14 protein-coding genes and 1 tRNA gene are annotated in these 15,863 nt (G+C 36.8%); 12 read left to right on the forward strand and 3 right to left on the reverse strand.

Translation table 11 applies throughout. The annotated features are described in order from the left end of the window. Positions 1–276: 276 nt before the first annotated feature. From obgE to rsfS, 5 genes are read left to right on the forward strand one after another with little or no spacing between them, the layout of a single operon-like run. Entirely contained in the window at positions 277–1,458 is a 1,182-nt protein-coding gene (obgE, locus tag FXX65_RS06750; protein WP_147615634.1) for a GTPase ObgE, read from the forward strand. Next, a complete protein-coding gene (gene nadD, locus FXX65_RS06755; protein WP_147615635.1) occupies positions 1,455–2,114 on the forward strand; it encodes a nicotinate (nicotinamide) nucleotide adenylyltransferase in 660 nt (219 codons plus the stop codon). The genes obgE and nadD overlap by 4 nt, the downstream gene beginning before the upstream one ends. Next, positions 2,086–2,715, forward strand: a complete 630-nt coding sequence (gene yqeK / locus FXX65_RS06760) for a bis(5'-nucleosyl)-tetraphosphatase (symmetrical) YqeK (RefSeq protein ID WP_147615636.1) — start codon at positions 2,086–2,088, stop codon at positions 2,713–2,715. The genes nadD and yqeK overlap by 29 nt, the downstream gene beginning before the upstream one ends. After that, positions 2,702–3,934 carry an LCP family protein gene (locus tag FXX65_RS06765; RefSeq protein WP_147615637.1) on the forward strand — a complete coding sequence of 411 codons (1,233 nt, stop codon included), beginning with the start codon at positions 2,702–2,704 and terminating at the stop codon, positions 3,932–3,934. Before yqeK ends, FXX65_RS06765 begins: the two co-directional genes overlap by 14 nt. 2 nt (positions 3,935–3,936) lie before the next feature. Beyond that, a complete protein-coding gene (rsfS, locus tag FXX65_RS06770) occupies positions 3,937–4,290 on the forward strand; it encodes a ribosome silencing factor (protein ID WP_147615638.1) in 354 nt (117 codons plus the stop codon). 96 nt (positions 4,291–4,386) lie between these two features. Here rsfS and FXX65_RS06775 read toward each other — a convergent pair whose 3' ends face one another. Further along, complete coding sequence (locus tag FXX65_RS06775) at positions 4,387–4,638, reverse strand: hypothetical protein (RefSeq protein ID WP_147612797.1); 252 nt, start codon at positions 4,636–4,638, stop codon at positions 4,387–4,389. A 391-nt stretch (positions 4,639–5,029) separates the two neighbouring features. Here FXX65_RS06775 and ispE point away from each other — a divergent pair, with 391 nt between their 5' ends. The 7 genes from ispE (at position 5,030) to lepA (ending at position 12,615) form a co-directional block, all read left to right on the forward strand. Beyond that, on the forward strand, positions 5,030–5,899 hold the full coding sequence (gene ispE / locus FXX65_RS06780; RefSeq protein ID WP_147615639.1) for a 4-(cytidine 5'-diphospho)-2-C-methyl-D-erythritol kinase: 870 nt from the start codon (positions 5,030–5,032) through the stop codon (positions 5,897–5,899). Between the two features lie 42 nt (positions 5,900–5,941). Continuing rightward, positions 5,942–6,226, forward strand: coding sequence for a septation regulator SpoVG (spoVG, locus tag FXX65_RS06785; protein WP_147612791.1), 285 nt, complete (start codon positions 5,942–5,944; stop codon positions 6,224–6,226). A 15-nt stretch (positions 6,227–6,241) separates the two neighbouring features. Next, positions 6,242–6,314: transfer RNA gene (locus FXX65_RS06790), tRNA-Gln, on the forward strand. Positions 6,315–6,409: 95 nt separating this feature from the next. After that, entirely contained in the window at positions 6,410–6,961 is a 552-nt protein-coding gene (locus FXX65_RS06795) for a 50S ribosomal protein L25 (protein ID WP_147612790.1), read from the forward strand. A gap of 88 nt (positions 6,962–7,049) precedes the next feature. Next, positions 7,050–9,158 (forward strand): tetratricopeptide repeat protein, encoded by a 2,109-nt coding sequence (locus FXX65_RS06800; protein ID WP_147615640.1) that lies wholly within the window; start codon positions 7,050–7,052, stop codon positions 9,156–9,158. A 4-nt stretch (positions 9,159–9,162) separates the two neighbouring features. Continuing rightward, positions 9,163–10,797, forward strand: a complete 1,635-nt coding sequence (locus FXX65_RS06805) for a S1C family serine protease (protein WP_147615641.1) — start codon at positions 9,163–9,165, stop codon at positions 10,795–10,797. Between the two features lie 15 nt (positions 10,798–10,812). Further along, entirely contained in the window at positions 10,813–12,615 is a 1,803-nt protein-coding gene (gene lepA / locus FXX65_RS06810) for a translation elongation factor 4 (protein ID WP_147612787.1), read from the forward strand. A 58-nt stretch (positions 12,616–12,673) separates the two neighbouring features. On the opposite strand, the gene FXX65_RS06815 is transcribed toward lepA, so the two are convergent. Together FXX65_RS06815 and FXX65_RS06820 are read right to left on the reverse strand one after the other, a co-directional pair. Continuing rightward, on the reverse strand, positions 12,674–14,347 hold the full coding sequence (locus FXX65_RS06815; protein WP_147615642.1) for a 6-hydroxymethylpterin diphosphokinase MptE-like protein: 1,674 nt from the start codon (positions 14,345–14,347) through the stop codon (positions 12,674–12,676). 6 nt (positions 14,348–14,353) lie between these two features. Next, complete coding sequence (locus FXX65_RS06820; protein WP_147615643.1) at positions 14,354–15,814, reverse strand: peptidylprolyl isomerase; 1,461 nt, start codon at positions 15,812–15,814, stop codon at positions 14,354–14,356. Between the last annotated feature and the right edge of the window lie 49 nt (positions 15,815–15,863).

Here is a 15,863-nt window from a genome sequence, read left to right on the forward strand (position 1 = left end):
AAAGGCGGAAAAAGCACCTGCTAAAAAAACTAGTTCAAAAGCAGAACCCGCAGAGAAGAAAACCGCAGAAAAAAAGCCTGCGGCAAAGAAAACTACTGCAAAAAAAGCGGCTGAACCAAAAGCAGAATAGTTTTTTAGATTACGTTTTATAATTAAGATAAACTTAATCACGCCCCGGATTTACACTTTGCTGAAAATCCGGGATTTTTTTTATAACTGGTCTTGAACAGTGTTGTTTGGCTGGATTTTGCTCTATAATTTTTAAAGAGGGATTGTATGAATTTATTTGCTGATGAAGCCGTAATTGAATGTCAGGCAGGAAAAGGTGGTAACGGTTGTATTTCTTTTAGGCGAGAAAAATATATTCCTAGAGGCGGTCCAAATGGCGGAGACGGTGGCAATGGCGGTAATGTTATATTTGTCTGTAAGCGAAATGTGCGCACTCTTTCAAATATCCGGTATAAACATTTTTTTAGAGCAAAGTCTGGTGGAGATGGACAGGGCTGGAATCGCTATGGAAAGGACGGAGAGGATATAACGATTGCCGTTCCTCCTGGAACTGCGATAAGGGATTTTGAAACCAATGAATTGTTGAAAGAATTTACTGCAGAAAATCCAGATGATTTATTTATTGCTTGCAAAGGTGGAAATGGAGGTTGGGGTAACGTTCATTTTAAAAGTCCCACAAATCAGGCGCCACGCATTGCAAACAAAGGTCAGTTGGGCGAAGAAAAAAAGTTGCGTTTGGAACTTACAATAATGGCGGATATCGGCTTGGTTGGGTTTCCGAACGCAGGAAAATCCACTCTACTTGAAGCCTTTACAAATGCGCGTCCAAAAATTGCACCTTATCCTTTTACAACAAAAATTCCAAACCTTGGTGTTTTGAATGCAAATGAAGAGCGCGATATAATAATTGCAGATATTCCAGGAATAATCGAAGGTGCATCTGAAGGGCGAGGACTTGGAATCCAATTTTTAAAACACATAAGCAGAACTGCAGGTCTTTTGTTTATGATTGATTGTTCGGACGATTCGTGCTTTACCGCCTACCAAACTCTTTGTAAAGAACTAGAAAGTTATTCAAAAGCACTTCTTAAAAAACCGCACATTGTACTTTGCAATAAGATAGACGAAGAAGGAGCAGAAGAAAGAGCAAATAAAATAATGGAAGAAATTCAAAAGTCAGAAGCGGACACTATAGTACTTCCAGTTTCAGTTGCCTTTCATATTGGATTGGATAAAATCCGCCTGGCATTGATAGATTTGGTTTCAAAATTGGACGAAGGTGAAGAATCTTATAATTCAGATGGAACTCGCGTAAGTTCAGGTTCTTTTCTTACGACAAAAAAAGAAGGTTCAAGTTTGAATCCAACTTTTATGGAAACGAGATCTGTTGATGAAGACGCACCTGTTCAATTTCCTGGAAGCGAGAATTTTGAAGGAAGCGAAGATTGAAGATTGCAATTTTAGGCGGAAGTTTTAATCCTATTCATATTGGACATTTGATTCTTGCCGACAGCGTTTGCACGGAACTCGGCTACGATAAGGTTCTCTTTGTTCCGTGTTTTGAGCCTCCACACAAAAAAATGGCGGATGCTGCGAGTGCTTTTGATCGCTTGCAGATGGTAAAACTTGCAGTAAAAAGCGACGCGCGTTTTGAAGCGGAAGATTTTGAAATTAAAAATGGTGGAATTTCATACACCTGCGATACGGTTTTTGCCTTAGAACAAAAGTATGCAGATGTTCTTTCTGCAAAGATGGGACTTATTTTGGGCTTTGATTTAGCTTCTCATTTTGAGGACTGGAAAAATGCAAAACTCCTCTCTCAAACTTGCGAATTGATTCTGGCTGTTCGTGAAAATGAAAATCTAAAAAACAGCAGCAAAAATCAAGCGAAAGGCGAATACGCAATAGAAAGGGTGGATTTTTCAATAGAAAAGTTTTCTTTTCCACATGTTGACTTACATAATCCATCGATTATTCTTTCTTCTTCGGATATACGAGATAGAATTTTAGAAAGCAAAAGTTGGCGTTACCTTGTAAGCCCAGAAGTTTTTGAATATATTAAGGAACGGAATTTATATGGCTTTAAAAGCGATCAATTTAAATGATAAACAAGAACTTGAATCAGTAATATCAAAAATAGATGAATATGCGAAATCTGTAGAAAGTGAAGGGCGATACGAACATTCTGTGCGTACTGCGCAAACAGCAGAAAAAATGTGCAGTCTTTACGGAATTTCTTGTCGGCTTGGTTACCTTGCAGGACTTGCACACGATATGTGCAAGGAATTTTCTTCATCAGAAATTTTAGAGCTTGTAAAAGAAGATGGAAAACCTGTCTCTATCTTGGAACAGACAAAACCTTCTCTTTTGCATGGAAGGGCAGCGGCTGTTTTGTTAAGCGAAAAATTTGGCGTAAAGGACAGGTGTGTTTTAGATGCGATTTCTAACCACACCTTTGCCTGTGCAAATCTTTGCGATTTAGGCAAAATTATTTTTGTTGCAGATAAAATTGAACCAGGCCGTCCGCAATCTACAGATGAATACAGAAAAAAACTCTTTGCTCTTTCTTTAGATTGCCTTACATATTCTGTTTTAAAAGAAAATATAGAATATCTTGAAAAACGCGGAAAAAAAGTTGCAAGCCCCTCTTACGAGCTTTTGACGCAGCTTAAAGTAAAAATTGGAGAAACCGATGAGGTCATTTAGAAGCGGTGCAAACGGAAAGGGGATGATTTTTCTTATCTTGATATTTGTTATCTTAATTTCATCTGGAATTTTTATCGCGCTTTCTCTAAAGGTTGACAGCGTTGACGAAAGCTTAAAAAACGATAGCGTTATAAAAACTCTTTTTGTTTTAGAAGACAAGGAGCAGGTTCTTTTTACGGATGTTTTTATATATTATCCAGTTTCTGGTCGCGGAGCTTTGATAAACATTCTTGGAAATACCGGAGCGATTTTTCAGAGTTTGGGGCGAGTAGACAGGATTGATGCAATCTACACAGAAAAAGGAATTGAAACCTACAAAGCGGAGATAGAAAAACTTATTGGTCAAAATATTCCTTTTTACATAAAGATGGATTTAAAGAATTTTGGCGAACTTACAGATATGCTTCGTGGTTTAAAAATTTTTGTTCCTTCTCCTGTAGATATAAAAACGGATGAAGGTGAACGTTGGCTTTTGCCCAGTGGAGCGGTAAATTTAGACGGCGATAAGATTACAACCTATCTTACATACTTTAAAAATGAAGAAAGCGATAGTGAAATTGTAGAAAGGCGGCAGAATGTTATGGTTGCATTTTTAAGTGCGTTAAATCGAAGCCGAACTTCGTTTTTAGAAAAATCTAGTTTTCCGCTTTATGCAAAAAAAATGAATTCAAATTTAAAAGAGAAAGATTTACTCAAACTGTTTTCAAAAATTTCAAATGTAGACTCCGAAAGGCTTGTTCCTCAGACTATAACTGGTTCAAGGCGTTTAGTTGACGGAAAGGAACTTTTGTTTCCGTATTATGACGGCCAGCTGATAAAAGATGTCGTAAAGCAGGCTGCTAACGCTTTGGTCGATTTGGAAGATGCGACTGTAAATAGAATATATGTTATTGAAATTCAAAATGGAACTACAGTCCAGGGCTTAGCGAGAAATACTGCTGCTCTTTTAAAAAGTGCTGGCTACGATGTTTTAAGCACTTTGAATGCAGAAAGAAGCGATATTGAAAAAACTGTGATTATAAATCACATTGGGAATTCGGAAATTGCAAAGAATTTAGGCAACTTTATACGTTGCACGAACATAGTGGATGATAAAATTCAACCAGATTCACAAGAAGGTGATGCGGTCTTTAGTGAAAGTGCGTCAAATGTTGATTTTACAATCATACTAGGAAAAGATTTTGATGGTCGATATGTAAAAAATACTGGAGGTAAATAATTATGGAAAAAACTACAGAGCAAAAGGCTTTGGAAATAGCAGATATTCTCGAAGACGGAAAAGCTGAAGATGTTGTTGTGATTGAAGTTACAAAACTTACGAGCTGTGCAGACTTTTTTGTAATTGCAACGATACACAGTAGTGCTCACTGGCAGGGGTTGGAAAAGCAGGTAAAAGAATACGCAAAAGAAAACGATATGCAGATTCATTTGACTCATAACAAGACTTCTTCTGGAGATGACTGGAATGTTATAGATTTGGGAAGCACGCTTGTGCACCTTATGTCAAAGGATGCGAGAAACTTTTACGAATTGGAAAAACTCTGGCACGCAGGAAGATTTGTAAAAGGTGAATAGAAAAAATAATTAAGAAAAAACATTTAAAATAAAAACAGGAAGCGGATACGAATCGTAAACTGCTTCCTGTTTTTTTTGGTTTTAGGATTTTGAAAATTACATATCTTCAAAATCGTCGTTAAAACCGCTGTCCAAAGAAGATTCTTCGCCACTATCTGCGGTTTCGTCATCTTCTAGCTCGTCATCAAATGACTCATCATACATATCATCGTCTTCGAAATCGTTCAACAAATAATCTTGGTAATCTGAAACGTCGTCCGAATCAGCAAAATCGTCGTAATATTCGTCGTCATACGAAAAGCCAGAACCTGTAAAAGAGTCAGTGAAAGATTCACTTGAACTAAACATCCTGCCATCTCCCGCTAAATGTACTCGACTAATATAAATTTTTAGAGCGTTATGCGTCAATGAAATTTTAGAGAAATTTGATATAAAAATTTTGCAAACTTCTGATATCGTTTTGAGTTAAAAATTTGACTTTATTTGTTTTTGCATCTTCTGTGCAACAAGCGGCAGTTATTGTGTTTACAGAAAAACGTCCTTGTGCGGCAGTGATTGTAGGAGCGCGCAGCGTTGCGACTTGTCGCAATGGAGCGATAGCGGAACTCCGAAAAGCACGGTTTTTGCATCCGCAAAAAGCCGCCCAAATTTATAAAAAAAAATCGATAAAAATAAAAAAAATAAATAAAATGATTTGTTTGATTGACTTTGATTTATAAAATCGTATAATATTGACGATATGTTGGATGGTATTCAAATCTTGGCTCCAGCAAAGGTAAACATTGGTTTAAATGTTTATCCAAAGCGAGAGGACGGATTTCACAATATCGAAAGCATTTTTCAGACGGTAAAATTGTACGATAAACTTACGGTTTTTCCTATTCCTGAAAAAAATGTTTGCAAAGTTGACTGTTTGGAGCTAGAACTTCCAAAAGAAAATACTTTGACTCTAACATATAAAGCGTTTTGCGCTTTTACAGGATGTGATTCTGGAGTTAAAGTTACTTTAGAAAAACACATTCCAAGTGGGGCCGGTCTTGGCGGAGGTTCTTCGGATGCTGCTTATTTTTTAAAAGCACTCGCGGAACTGAATGGGATTTTTCTTGATGAAAATCTTGCCGATAAAGTTGCCTCAAAAGTGGGAAGCGATGTTTTTTTCTTTTTGCACGCAGAAGAAAATCAACACAAAAACGCTTGCGCAATTGTTACTGGTCGTGGAGAATTTGTAAAAAAGATTGATTCTCGCAATGACCTGTACTTTTTACTTGTTTTTCCTGAAGTTTGCGTTTCTACAAAAGATGCGTACGGACTTTTGGATAACTCGTATTGCGAGGGGAATTTTACTTCCTGTCCTAAACTGACGGAACTGGAAGATATTTACAGAAGACCTTTAAAAGATTGGACTTTTGCAAATAGTTTTACATCCGTCTTATTGCAAAAATACCCAGTGATAGGCGAAGCCTTGGGAGATGTAAAAAAAAGTGGCGCAGTCTGGGCGGATATGTCCGGCTCGGGAGCTACAGTTTTCGGTGTTTTTGATGATAGAAAAAATGCCTTGGAAGCGTTTACATTGTTAAAAAAACGTTGGACTCATTGCGTTCTTGCGTAGTGATTTTGGCTAAATTATTATTTGCAGCGGAGGAAAACTCGTATGGAAGTAACGGAACTGCGCATTAGAAAACTTAAAGCTGAAGGTAAGTTAAAAGCTTACGTTACAGTAACTTTTGACGGTGTGTTTGTCGTTCATAACGTAAAAATTATTGAAGGCAAAACTGGTCTATTTATTGCGATGCCTAGTCGACGAACAAGCAATGGAGAATATAAGGATGTTGCTCATCCTATAAGTCCAGAGTTTCGTGTGGCTTTGCAGGACAAAATCTTAGCCGAATACAACGCAGGTCATGTAATTGAAAGCGAAGTAGACGGAGAAGATTAATAATTTGTATTTTTTTGGGACGTCGGCAAGCGGTAAGCCCCCGGCTTTTGGTGCCGGTATTCCACAGGTTCGAATCCTGTCGTCCCAGCATATAAGGTAACTTAGTTGCCTGAATAAAATTAAGAGAGGCTGGCAAAACATATAGTTTTTGATGACTTCTCAAAATTAAGGAGTTCTATAAATATGGAACAGTTGGTAATAGACGCAACCACTCGCAAAGAAACTGGAAAAAAAGCTGCAAAACTTATTCGCTCTACAGGGAAAATTCCTGCTGTTGTTTATGACGAAGAAGGAAAATCAACATCTATCGTGGTTGATGCAGTTCAGTTTAATAAAGTATGGCGCAATATAACGGCAACAACTCTTGTTACTTTAAAGGTTGATGGAAAAGCGATGGATGCCTTTATCCGCGACACTGAATACAATATCATCAATGATTCAGTTCTTCATGCAGACTTTTTTGCAGTAACAAATAAAAAGCCTGTAACACGCACTTATAAAGTTCAGTATTCTGGAACTCCTGCTGGAGTTTTGAAAGGCGGCTTTATGGTTAAGCGCATTCCTGAAGTAAAAATTAAGGCACTTCCAAAAGATCTTCCTGTTCGCCTTGTTATAGACGTATCAAAGATTAACATTGGAGATGTATTCCGTGTAAAAGATATCGACCTTGGAAAAAATGTTACAATTCTTACTCCTGCGGAAGCAGAACTCGTAACAATAGCGCCAGCTCGCTAATTCCAAGTTTACATTTTACTTGATGAAAGGTCTTTCCGTTTTTGCGGAAGGACTTTTTTTTTGCAATGAAAGTCTGTAAAATAAGTGTATGCAATCTACTATAAAAAAAAGTATTTTTTACATTTTTGTATCAATCTTTTTACTTGTCGATTTTTTTGCTTTTGCTCAGTCTGCTGAAGATGCCAATCGAAGAACTGCTATACGATATTTAAAACTAGCAGAGCAATATGCTGCTGAAAAAAACTGGTCTGCTGCTGATTCCAGTGCACAACTTGGGCTTGCTTATGACGAGGCGATTTCTGACCTTTGGTATTTGAGAGCACTTTCAAATACGATGACGGATTTTCCAAAATATAAGATTATTCCTCTTGTTCAGAATGCCCTTAAAACTTCGTTTTGGGTTGATTACAACAAGGATAGCGCAAGAATTTTATATGCGGATTTGCTTTGTGCAACGCGCGATGAAAAACAAGCAATCGAAATTTTAGACGAAAAGCCTTTTATATATTCCTCGGATGCTGAATACATCAGGATAAAATGTTATTACAATCAAAAAAATGAGCAGTCATTAAAAAAAGCTCGCGAACGGCTCGACAGTGCAAGAAGGATGTATCCGCAAGATGTACGATTTGCAGAACTTTTTTTTAGATACGAATACAGTTTTGGCGGAAGAAATGCGGGAAACTCAAAACTTGCAGATTCTTTTATAAATTCCTTTTCGCTCTATAAAAATCTTTCACCACAAATCGAAATATATGCTATAGCTTTTGCTCAAGGCGAAAAAAAGACTCGCATGTTAAAATCCTTTGACGCTCGCTCTCTGAAAAATCCTTTGTATGCAATTCTTGCTCTGGAAGAAAATTCAAAACTTTTAAGCGAAGATAAGGCTCTGGATTATTTTTATTCTTTTGCAGACACTTCTGTTGATTATTCTCTGCTTGAAAAGTTTGCCAGCCTTTTAAAAGATGAAGAAAGCAAAAAGGAATTTGGTGAATATCTGAATTCTTATAACGGAATAATCTATAAAGATACCGATGGCGATTTAATTTATAATCTTAAAATCGAATATTTTAGAGGACGACCGCAAAAAATTGTATATGACGAAAATCAAGACGATAGAGAAGAGTGGAGTGCAGAATGTGATTTTGGAGTTCCGCTTGTAGTTCATTTTACGCAAGGTGCGGTCGACATAGAATACAATTCTTGGCCAAATGTTAGCAGGGCAATCTTTAGCGAGAATGAAAACTCGCAAAGGAAATTTGCTTTTAATTTGGTTGCAGAAACTCTCGACTGGACGCCTTTTTTTATAAATGCGGATTCAAATATAAAACAATCGCTTGGAATGGACTTTTACATCCCTTTGATTAACGAAAACTGTGTTGCGGTAACTGCTGGCGAACTTCTGGCTGCTTGTTCAAGTTTTACGCTTCCGTCAAAAGAAAGGAAAAATTCCACTATTAATGTTAGCGTTTTGGACGGAAAACCTCAGCTTGCGCGTTACTATGCAGGCGAAAAAATGTATGCGCAGGCATATTTTGAAAACGGAATTCCGATTTTTAGAACGGTTGATATGGACGGCGACGGTCTTTTTGAAACGACAGAAACTTACGGTTTTGACCCAGACGGGAACGATGATTATATTTCAAAAACCGATGAAGTTCAGATGATGATAAATCTTTTTGGCGGAGAAAACGGTTCTTCAAATTTTTATATAAAGATGATTCAAATAGATTCTAACGGCGACACCGTTCCAGATTTTACAGAAGAGTACACAAAGGGGCTTGGAAAAATTTCTTTATGGGATTTTGACAATGACGGAAAGTGGGATGTTCGTTATGTAAAATATCCTGCAAAAACTACAGAACCGTTGGTTGAAGAATCAAGTTTTTATCAGCCTTTTACTAACTCGCTTGTTGTTGTGCGCACTGAAAATTCTAAGCCAAAAAGCGTTACGATAGATAATAAAGAAGTTGACGTGAAAAAATCAGAAAATTCTTCAATCTATTGGATTCAAACGGAGGGCGCTGCCGAGGATGAAGAAAAAATTTTAAAAAATGTTAACCAAAGCCTACGTCAAGGTGTTTGTATTATTGTAGAAAATTCAAATAGGAGAATTCTTGTTGTAAAAATGAGCGAAATAATTTTTGCAAAGATTATTCCAGAAGATGAAATTCAACTTGAAAAAATTGAACATTAGTAAGATGAAAAAAGATCATTCAAAGTCAAAAAAAATATTTGTGCCTGCCTTGTGCTCTGTTTTGTTCATCCTTTTGTCCTGCCAGTCTTCGCTTGAAGCAAAAAAAATCTATGAGCAACCGGATTACACTGTTGAAGATGTAAGAAAAGAAGAAATCAAGCGGATTGACGCGATTGCAGAAACGGATTTAGTTCAAGCGTATTGGAGAGCGTATCTTTTAAATGATGAAAAAACGCTCGCCAAATATTCCGATTTAGTTTTTGATTCTTATAAAAAAAAACTTGAAGAAAAAGATTACCTTTCTGCAAGAAAATTTGCTTTTGCACTTGAATATTTGGATTCAAAAAAATTGCCCAAATTAGAAAAGAGCAGTGCTGAATTGACAAAACTTTGCGTTGAAAAATTGGATTCTCTGGATTTTTCCACAGCGACTCCCGTAAAAGTTTCCGAACTGATAAAGGGAACTGTAACTGTTTGGGTTGATAAAGGCATAAAAGTTGAAAAAGGCATTGGATATGCAGACCGGGTTATAGGTTCAGGTTTTTTTATCTCTAAGGACGGATATCTGATAACAAATCATCACGTTATAGCAGACCTCGTAGATCCAAAATACGAAGGATACGCAAGGCTTTATGTAAAACTCGCTGAAGATTCAGAAACCAGAATTCCTGCAAAAGTTATAGGTTGGGATTCCAGCGTCGATCTGGCGGTTTTAAAGGTTGAAATTGATGCTCCTTATGTTTTTAAGCTGGGGTCGAGCAAAGGTCTTGAAGTTGGAGATAAAATTTATTGCATAGGTTCTCCGATTGGGCTTGAGCGAACTTTGACTAGCGGAATTGTGAGTGCAAGCGATCGCTCGCTTTTTAGTGCAGGACCTGTTATGCAGATAGACGCTGCTGTAAATTCTGGAAATTCTGGTGGGCCGTGTGTTGATGAAGAAGGAAACGTGCAGGCGATTGTTTTTGCAGGAATGCTTGAATATTCTGGGTTGAATTTTGCAATTCCTGTTGAATATTTAAAAGCGGAACTTCCAGTTTTGATTGCCGGCGGAAAATATGAGCACAGTTGGATCGAGGCAAACGGTCGCACACGAAAAATTGGCGGAAAAGATTTAGGTGTTGAATTGAGTTATGTTATGCCTGGAGGGAGTGCCTCAAGAGCTGGGTTAAAAGAAGGCGATTTGATAACTTCTATTGAAGATTCTAAAATTTTTACTTTGGAAGATTTGCAGAAAAAAATGATGGGAATCACTTCTGGGTATATCGTAAAAATTTCTTATGTACGAGGGGAAGAAGCCGAAAAATCTGTTTTGGTATATCTTTCTTCTCGCCCTTTAAATCCTGGCTATTCGTTTTATAAAAACGATGTGCTTTCAAGTTCTTTTGCTGCAATTTTTGGAATGAAGTTAAATCCTCTTTCGGAAGGCAGAAGAAAATATCAAATCAATTACGTTATAAAAGGCTCGATAGCAGACGAGTCTGGTTTTTCAGAAGGCGACCCTATAGACGTAAGGAATATAACCTTTAATCAGGAAAACACTGCTTTGTATGCAGAAATATATGCAAAAAATCGAAAAAAAGGATATTTGGATATAAGCATGGGACTTGCAGCACCGCTAGACAGCCCCAATTATTTCTAATAAAATTGGCACTCTATGACAGAAATGAAGTATAAACGCAATTTTTGTATTGTTGCGCATATTGACCACGGAAAATCGACGCTTTCGGATAGGTTGATTCAAAAATCTAAGATAATCGACGAAAGAAAGATGACCAACCAAATTCTCGACAACATGGATATAGAGAGGGAACGTGGAATAACGATAAAAAGTCAAGCGGTAACGATTCCTTACCATGCGCAAGATGGGCATGATTATGAATTGAATTTCGTTGATACTCCAGGACATGTCGATTTTTCTTATGAAGTTTCAAGGGCGATTGCCTCGTGCGAGGGTGCTCTTTTGCTGGTCGACGCAAGCCAAGGCGTTGAAAGTCAAACTGTTTCCAATTTATATCTTGCTATGGAGCATGATTTAACGATTGTTCCTGTAATAAATAAAATTGACCTCCCTTCCGCAGATATTGAATCTGTAAAACATCAAATTGAGCATGATTTGGCTTTGGATAGCGAAGATGCTGTAATGGTTAGTGCAAAAACTGGAGTTGGAATTGACGATTTGATGGAAGCGATTGTAAAAAAGTTTCCTCCTCCAGATGGAAATCCAGAAGGCAAGGCTCAAGCTTTGATCTTTGACTGCCATTATGATGAATACCGTGGCGTAATAATCCACATCCGTGTAAAAGAGGGCAGAATAAACAAGGGCGATTTAATCAGATTTATGTCAAATTCTTCGGACTATAAAGTTGAGCAGATTGGTGTTTTTAAAATCAATTATGAAGAAACTCAATATCTGGAAGCAGGCGATGTAGGTTATATAATTGCAGGCTGCAAAACTGTTAGCGATGTAAAAGTTGGCGATACCGTAACTCTTGCAGAAAATCCCGCTGAAAAGCCTCTCCCAGGATTTAAAGAAGTAAAACCGGTTGTTTTTTCTTCAATTTATCCTATGGATTCAAACGATTACGAAGAATTAAAAGACAGCATGGAAAAACTCAAGTTAAACGATGCGAGCCTTACTTACGACAAGGATAATTCCTTGGCTTTGGGGAACGGTTTTCGTTGTGGATTTTTAGGACTTTTGCATTTGGAAATTATTCAAGAAAGGCTTGAGCGCGATTACGACCAATCAGTCATCTTTACTTCGCCTTCAGTTGAATATCATTGCACGCTCACAAATGGGGAGGAAGTCATAATCGACAACCCTACCGAATTTCCAGAGAGCAAGATAAAAGAATCTCGCGAGCCGTATATTCGAGCGTCTATAATAACTCCTTCAGAGTACATCGGTGCCATAATGAATTTGTGTACGGAAAAACGCGGCGAGCAAAAGAATATGACCTATTTGGATGAAAAAAGAGTGGAGTTGATTTATGAGATGCCACTTTCCGAGGTTTTGTTTGATTTTTATGACCGTTTAAAAAGTTATAGCCGCGGTTATGCAAGTTTTGATTATACAGTTATAGAATACAGACCTACAGATTTGGTGAAAGTAGACACGCTGATAAATAGTAAACCTGTCGATGCTCTTTCGTTTCTCGCTTTTAGGCAGGGAGCGGTTTTGCGTGCAAAAAAAGTGTGCGAACGCTTAAAGGATGAAATTTCCCGTCAGCAGTTTAAAATTGCAATTCAAGGGGCGATCGGAAGCCAGATAATTGCCCGGGAAACTGTAAATCCTGTTAGAAAAGACGTCCTTGCAAAGTGCTATGGAGGCGATATAACGAGAAAAAGAAAATTGCTTGAAAAACAAAAAGAAGGCAAAAAGCGAATGAAAATGGTAGGAAATGTAGAACTTCCGCAAAGTGCCTTTTTGGCAGTCTTAAAAGAAAAAGAAGACTGATTTTGACTGTTTGTTTAATGATTTTTTTGATGCGTGATTTTATTTACGCATTTTTATTTTACGCTTCAAGATTCTTCAAGAAAAAGTCGATTTCACTTCGGATTCTTTTTAAAATGCTCGTATCCTTTACTGAAAACTTATATCCGTCTGCAAAATGAAGATAAAGATATTCTCTGCATTCAAGGAGATTTGTTAATTCCTGTTCGAGCGATGGGAGTGGTTTAGGATTTGCATTTTCTCCTTTAGATAGGAGCTCTTTAATTCTGTTGAGAGATTCTATTTCGTTTTTAAGATAGTAATCAAGATTTTTTTCGGACTGAGAGATAGAATCGTTTTTATCTGTTTTGAAAAGACAATTGAACTCAAAATCTTTTTTAGGCGGAATAGATTTACAGATTGAATCTATAAATTGAGTGCTTGCAAATGGAAGATTCAAAGAAAGTCCTTTTTCCCCAGCATCAAATAGATTTTTTTTAGAAGCAAAATATCCTCTAAAAAGTTTTGCATAATTCAATAAGGATGTGTCTGTTATAACCTCACTGTTTTTGCCCTGTACTCTTTTTGAATCGATTTTAAAAGCGGCTGTAAAATTTTCAACCGGTACAAGCCTGTTTGTATTTATGAGCCTTTGAATGTGGGCAGGGGTTCCTCTGGCGTGAGTAAAACCTGGTGAAAAAGAAAAATCAAGACCTGCAACAAAAATGGGAACTTCCTCATCCTTTCGCATAAAAAGTGCAAGTTCTACAGCTGTAAGTCCTACAGAGCCCAGTGGAGTGAGTTTTGGAGGCAAAAGTTTTTTATCTTCTAATTTCTTAAAAAATTGTGCATCGTCAAATTCGCTGTAAAAATATAGGGTTTTATTAAATAAATTTATTATTGAAGGGCGGGAGGAAAGATCGCTCAATAAAATCGTATTTTCTAAACTTTCTCGTAAGCCGATATAAGCTTTTTCGATTGCAACTTGCGCTTCAACAGCTATAGCAAAATCGACTTTTATCTTATGCTTTACAAGTAAGGATAGGGCTGCATCAACCGCGAAAATTGTGCAGCGGTCTAAGGTTTTTGAATCTATCTTTTTTATAAAAGCTTCTGCACTTTCGCCAGCGCCAAAAATCAAAAAAGGTCTATTAAAAATGTTTGGGTGTGCGGGAATTGGATTTTCTGTTGGATTTTTTTTAAGATTTTTGAAAAAATTTTTGCAGAATAAACGACCAAGCTTTACGAGCGTTACTCGGTTTTTCCAAAACGAACTTATAAAATCCTGTGCAAAAAGAAAAATATTTGAATATTTATCCTTGTTAAAAAAAACTCCGCCACTCATTTCGATAGAAATTGCTCTTTTTAAATTCGGAAGTTTTTTTATGAGATTTTCAAATTCATAAGGATGGCAAAGAAAAATCTGAGCCTTCATCTTTGGAAAAACGATTTCTATTTCTTGTAATTTTTGTAAGGCTAAATTAAAAAGATTTTCATCTTCTTCTATACCAACTATAAAACTTTTTTCAGAAATTTTATCAACGAGTCCTTCAATTCCGTACCAAAGGCAAGGTGAAAACGCCAAGATTAAAGATTCATCTAAAATTGAAATTTCAGAAATCGTCTGCAAAATCGATTTTTGTGGAGCGTATTTTGAATAGAGATATCTTTGCCTGTATAAAACCGAAAAGCCTTGCCCGACATCAATCAGGCAGGGCTTTTCTGTATTTTGTATTGAATTAAAATTTTCTATCAAATTTGTTTATTTCATTATCTTGTTAAAGAAAACTTCTGAAACATTATTTTGCACTTTTTTGCTTGCAAGCAGAGTTGACTGAGCAGCACTTGCATCCATATTTGCAATTTCTGTTTTTATCGAAGATTTCTGTTCGTCTGTTGGAGAGAGTGTTTCTTCCCCTGTAACTTTTAAAACCATAACACGCCCAGATGCCACTATCGGTTCAGAAATTTCTCCATTTTTAAGAGAAAAAGCTGTTTTCAAGAAATTTTCATTTGTAGAAACTGATATATCTGTAAGCTGAGAAGGAAGGCTTCCTAAAATAGAAGAATTGTCAAAGTTTAGGGCAAATGCCGGAACAGAAACATATTTTGCTTTGTTAGATTCTGTCGCGCGAACAAAAGAATTTGTTTTTGCTGATTCAATCAGTTTTTTTGCTTCTGCTATAAAATAATCTTCGACCATTGTCGCTTCGTTTTCTTGAATATAAGTGCGAACTAAATCCAGAGTTGTTTTGTCAGTAAAATCTGGCTCGGTTTTTGCAAGATTCGCACGAAAAATCGAAAATCCAGCAGAAGTTTCGGTTACTTCGCTCATTTCGTCAGCTTTTAAATCAAAGATGCTCTTTTCATCTTCGTCTTTTGTGATGATGTTTGCAATTTGGTAGCCAAGATTTGAAGAAAGTAAGCCGTCGGCAGAAGAATACGCCTTATCTGAATATTCACTTACAGCATCTGCAAAAGTTATTTCTTCTTTTTTAATTTGATTTAGGAGAGATTTTGCCTTTGATTTGTCTTTTACAGTGATTACAGAAAGGTTGTATTTTGTAAATTTATCGCGATTTGATTCTCCAAAAGATTTTACTTCTGAATCTGGGTAGTCGGATTTTTCAAAAATTGCTAAATCTAGTGAGCGTTTTGCAGATGCAGATTTTGCGATGAAATCAATTTCAGAATCTGGAGTTTTTAAACCGAAGAATTTGCTGCCAGCGTAGGTTCTTTGGCTTCCAAGTAAATCTTCGCTGTAGCGATTCCAAATTAAACTTTTAGAAAGTTCGTTTTTTAGACCGTTTTTATCTTCTTCTGAATAAGAATTATATATTGCAGAAGAATAATTGCCTTTTTCGTCAGAAAAATATGGGAACATCTGGCGTGCAACTGCTTGCGGGGCAGGAGCCCATCCTGATTTTTTTACAGCTTGCGAATAAGCAACTGCTTGAACAGCAGATGCAAAAGCGTAGGAATAAATATAGTAATAATCTGCATCCTTGAGTTCTGCACCTTGCCTTCGATACATTTCGGTATAGTTTGCAACTGCATTTGCAAATTCACTGCCTTGTTTGTATTCAATTTTTTTGTTTCCGTATTTACCAAAAACGAGAGAATCCTGAGCCGCTCCTTGAGCCATTGCAGGAATAAAGATGAAAGTGATGGCAGAAAGAATCAAAACGATTACAGATCCGACGAATAGCATTGTTTTTTTCATAATAAAAACATCCTTTTTCTTAACTTAGGGAAGACCCCTTATTATAGAT

Source organism: Treponema pectinovorum (assembly GCF_900497595.1).
GTDB lineage: Bacteria > Spirochaetota > Spirochaetia > Treponematales > Treponemataceae > Treponema_D > Treponema_D pectinovorum.

Bases quoted from the DNA above. Each gene is read 5' to 3' on its own strand.
- FXX65_RS06795 (WP_147612790.1), top strand. From the start codon at position 6,410: ATGGAACAGTTGGTAATAGACGCAACCACTCGCAAAGAAACTGGAAAA.
- ispE (WP_147615639.1), top strand. From the start codon at position 5,030: ATGTTGGATGGTATTCAAATCTTGGCTCCAGCAAAGGTAAACATTGGT.
- FXX65_RS06820 (WP_147615643.1), bottom strand. From the start codon at position 15,814: ATGAAAAAAACAATGCTATTCGTCGGATCTGTAATCGTTTTGATTCTT.
- FXX65_RS06765 (WP_147615637.1), top strand. From the start codon at position 2,702: ATGAGGTCATTTAGAAGCGGTGCAAACGGAAAGGGGATGATTTTTCTT.
- yqeK (WP_147615636.1), top strand. From the start codon at position 2,086: ATGGCTTTAAAAGCGATCAATTTAAATGATAAACAAGAACTTGAATCA.
- FXX65_RS06800 (WP_147615640.1), top strand. From the start codon at position 7,050: ATGCAATCTACTATAAAAAAAAGTATTTTTTACATTTTTGTATCAATC.
- lepA (WP_147612787.1), top strand. From the start codon at position 10,813: ATGACAGAAATGAAGTATAAACGCAATTTTTGTATTGTTGCGCATATT.
- obgE (WP_147615634.1), top strand. From the start codon at position 277: ATGAATTTATTTGCTGATGAAGCCGTAATTGAATGTCAGGCAGGAAAA.
- FXX65_RS06775 (WP_147612797.1), bottom strand. From the start codon at position 4,638: ATGTTTAGTTCAAGTGAATCTTTCACTGACTCTTTTACAGGTTCTGGC.
- spoVG (WP_147612791.1), top strand. From the start codon at position 5,942: ATGGAAGTAACGGAACTGCGCATTAGAAAACTTAAAGCTGAAGGTAAG.
- FXX65_RS06805 (WP_147615641.1), top strand. From the start codon at position 9,163: ATGAAAAAAGATCATTCAAAGTCAAAAAAAATATTTGTGCCTGCCTTG.
- rsfS (WP_147615638.1), top strand. From the start codon at position 3,937: ATGGAAAAAACTACAGAGCAAAAGGCTTTGGAAATAGCAGATATTCTC.